The organism is Phaeospirillum tilakii, assembly GCF_042683125.1.
Taxonomy (GTDB): domain Bacteria; phylum Pseudomonadota; class Alphaproteobacteria; order Rhodospirillales; family Magnetospirillaceae; genus Phaeospirillum; species Phaeospirillum tilakii.
Genome location: NZ_JBHUIY010000087.1, coordinates 1 through 2,616, shown reverse-complemented (window position 1 = coordinate 2,616; position 2,616 = coordinate 1). Strand labels below are relative to the sequence as shown.

General features: G+C 62.7%; 2 protein-coding genes and 2 pseudogenes. 1 reads left to right on the top strand and 3 read right to left on the bottom strand.

Translation table 11 applies throughout. The features are described from left to right. Nucleotides 1–30: 30 nt before the first annotated feature. A complete protein-coding gene (locus ACFSNB_RS18600) occupies nucleotides 31–825 on the top strand; it encodes an alpha/beta fold hydrolase (RefSeq protein ID WP_377319301.1) in 795 nt (264 codons plus the stop codon). Nucleotides 826–894: 69 nt separating this feature from the next. On the opposite strand, the pseudogene ACFSNB_RS18595 reads toward ACFSNB_RS18600, so the two are convergent. From ACFSNB_RS18595 to ACFSNB_RS18585, 3 genes and pseudogenes are all read right to left on the bottom strand, one after another. Further along, a pseudogene (locus ACFSNB_RS18595) lies at nucleotides 895–1,692 on the bottom strand (IS256 family transposase); the annotation flags it as partial. A gap of 134 nt (nucleotides 1,693–1,826) precedes the next feature. After that, nucleotides 1,827–2,057: pseudogene (locus ACFSNB_RS18590) on the bottom strand (integrase core domain-containing protein); the annotation flags it as partial. Nucleotides 2,058–2,092: 35 nt separating this feature from the next. Further along, nucleotides 2,093–2,616: transposase (locus ACFSNB_RS18585; RefSeq protein WP_377319299.1), on the bottom strand; the 524-nt coding region annotated here is incomplete at its 5' end.

Genomic DNA, 2,616 nt, shown 5'->3' with positions numbered 1-2,616 from the left:
TCTTCCTCAAGATCAAGCACTTCAGGCGCATTGCCACCCGCTACGACCAGACGCCAAGGGCCTTCTTGTCCTTCCTCAGCCTCGTCAGCGCATTCATCTGGACCAAATGAATGTCAACGCGCTCTAGGCTATGGTGCAAGTGAAGCCGCTATCGATGGCCAGCGATGGAGCAAGCGCCGCGCTGGAGCGGCTATCCACGCGTTGATGAATTCGATGGGGTATGACCGCTACTCGATCGTTGGTCATGATCGCGGTGCGCGGGTTGGGTATCGCATGGCGCTCGATTACCCCGATGCAGTACGGTCGTTCGCTTCGCTGGCCGTTGTCCCGACACTGGACGCAATGTCGGCGATCGACTTTCGCGAAGCCGCTGCGCGCTTCCATTGGTTTTTCCTGGCGCAACCGGGGGATTTGCCGGAAAGGCTGCTCGCGGCAGAGCCTAACCTCTTCCTCGACCGTGCACTGGACGGCATGGCCGGCGGACGGCCGTTCCTTGAGGAAGCTGCCCGCCGAGCTTACCATCTGGCGTTTAGGCGCCATTCGGTTCGACACGCGATATGCGAGGACTATCGTGCCGCCCTGAATGAGGATCTGGCCGCCGACCGCGCCGACCGGGACGCCGAACGGCGCATCGCCTGTCCTGTTCTTTCGCTGTGGCCGGCGGCCGGTCACAGCGGCGACGGCCGCACTCCTCTCGAAATTTGGAAAGAATGGTCGTCGGAAGTGTCTGATGCGGCATTACCAGGCGGCCACCTCCTCGCTGAGGAGAGCCCGAGCGAGGTGCTTGCAGAACTTCTGCCCTTTCTCGATCGGCAGCACGGCTGAACGTGCACTTGGGCTTACGATGCAAGCTAGTTGGCGGGAGCTATGCGTGAATCTGGGTGACGAGTCCGATCAGGCGGCGGTTTGTGAAACGGCCTCGGCGCTCTGGACCCCGTCGATGAATTTGATGCCGTTGATGAGCTTGGGCAACTGATTTTCGCCTTTGAGGCGGCGCCAGGTTTTGGCGGCGGCCATGACCAGCTTGAAGACCATCAGCTTGGCGGTCGTCGCCGACAAGGCCCCCTTGGTCCGGACGGTGCGGTGCCGGACGGTGGCAAAAACGCTTTCAATGGGATTGGTCGTGCGCAGATGGACCCAATGCTCGGCAGGGAAATCGTAGAAGGCCAGCAGGGGCATCCGGTCCTTTTCGAGGCATTCGACCGCCTTGGGATATTTGGCGCCGTATTTGGCGGCAAAGACGTCGATGGCTTTCTCCGCTGCCGCCCGGTCAGGTGACATCCAGATCTCGGCGAGGTCCTTCTTCATGCCGGGTTGAACGGATTTTGCTGCCTTGTTCAGGATGTTGCGGGTCTTGTGCAGCCAGCAGCGCTGGTGGCGGGTCGAGGGGAACACCTCGTCCATCGCTTTCCAGAAGCCGAGGGCGCCATCACCGATGGCCAGTTCTGGAGCGATGGCCAAACCGCGAGCCTTCAGATCGACCAGCAATTCCCGCCAGCTTTGGGTGCTCTCGCGAACGTCGACCTGGAACCCCATCAGCTCCTTGCGACCTTCCGGGGTGGCGCCGATCAGCGCCAGCATGCATTCGGCGCTGTCTTCCATGCGGGCCTGGAGATAGACCCCGTCCGCCCAGACATACACATAACGGCGCGCTGACAGGTCACGCTTTTGCCAGCGTTCGTAAGAGCTGGCCGGGATTGTTTGGACAGAATTCGGCGGATTTTAAGTGGATCGCCTGCCGGTTTCGGTCTGGTTTTGCCGCTGGGGGGCCTCATTTCGGTCGGGCTACGCCCTCCCTGCATGAGGCCCCCCAGCGGCGGCAAAAATCATGCTGCCTCGATCTGGGGCAGGTTGTCAAAGTAGGCTTGGTCGGGCGTTCTGCCGCCATGGCTCGAATGCGGCCTGTGGCCGTTGTAGAAGTCGAAGTAGCGGCCGAGCGAGGCGCGGGCCTCGGTCACGCTGTCGTAGGCCTTGAGGTAGACCTCCTCGTACTTCACCGAGCGCCAGAGCCGCTCGACGAAGACTTTGTCGCGCCATGATCCCTTGCCGTCCATTGTACCGGTCCACGGTATTCGAGACACCGAGTTGATACCTACGCCGCCCGTGAGGGCGGGGTGAGTTGTTCGGCCCTTACCTGGGCCGGGGTTCGGTATTCGTGCCGTTCGAGGATCCATTCGTCGTTGTAGCGGCGCCGGAAATCGACGAGGGCCAGGCGCAAGTCCTCGACGGTGTCGAAGGTGTGCACCCACAGCAGGTTTTCCTTGAGCGTGCGAATGAAGCGCTCGGCGCAGCCGTTGCCCTCGGGGGCGCGGACGAAGGCGGGCGAGCTCTCGATGCCGAGGAAGGTGATCTCGGCCTGGAAGTCGGCGGCCATGTACTGGCTGCCGTGGTCGTGGCGCAGCTTCAGTCCTTTTGCGGCCTCCTTGGCGAAGGCGCCGAAGCGCTCACGCACGCCCTGGCGGACAGGCTCCAGCGCCTCGAAGCGGGTGGCCCGTTTGGCGGCGTGGATGCCGACGCACTCGCCCGAGCAATGGTCGACGGCGATCATCACCGAGGCTGGCCCCTCGCCGGTCCAGGTGGTGGTGAGGTCGGTGCCCCACATCTCGTCGACGCGTG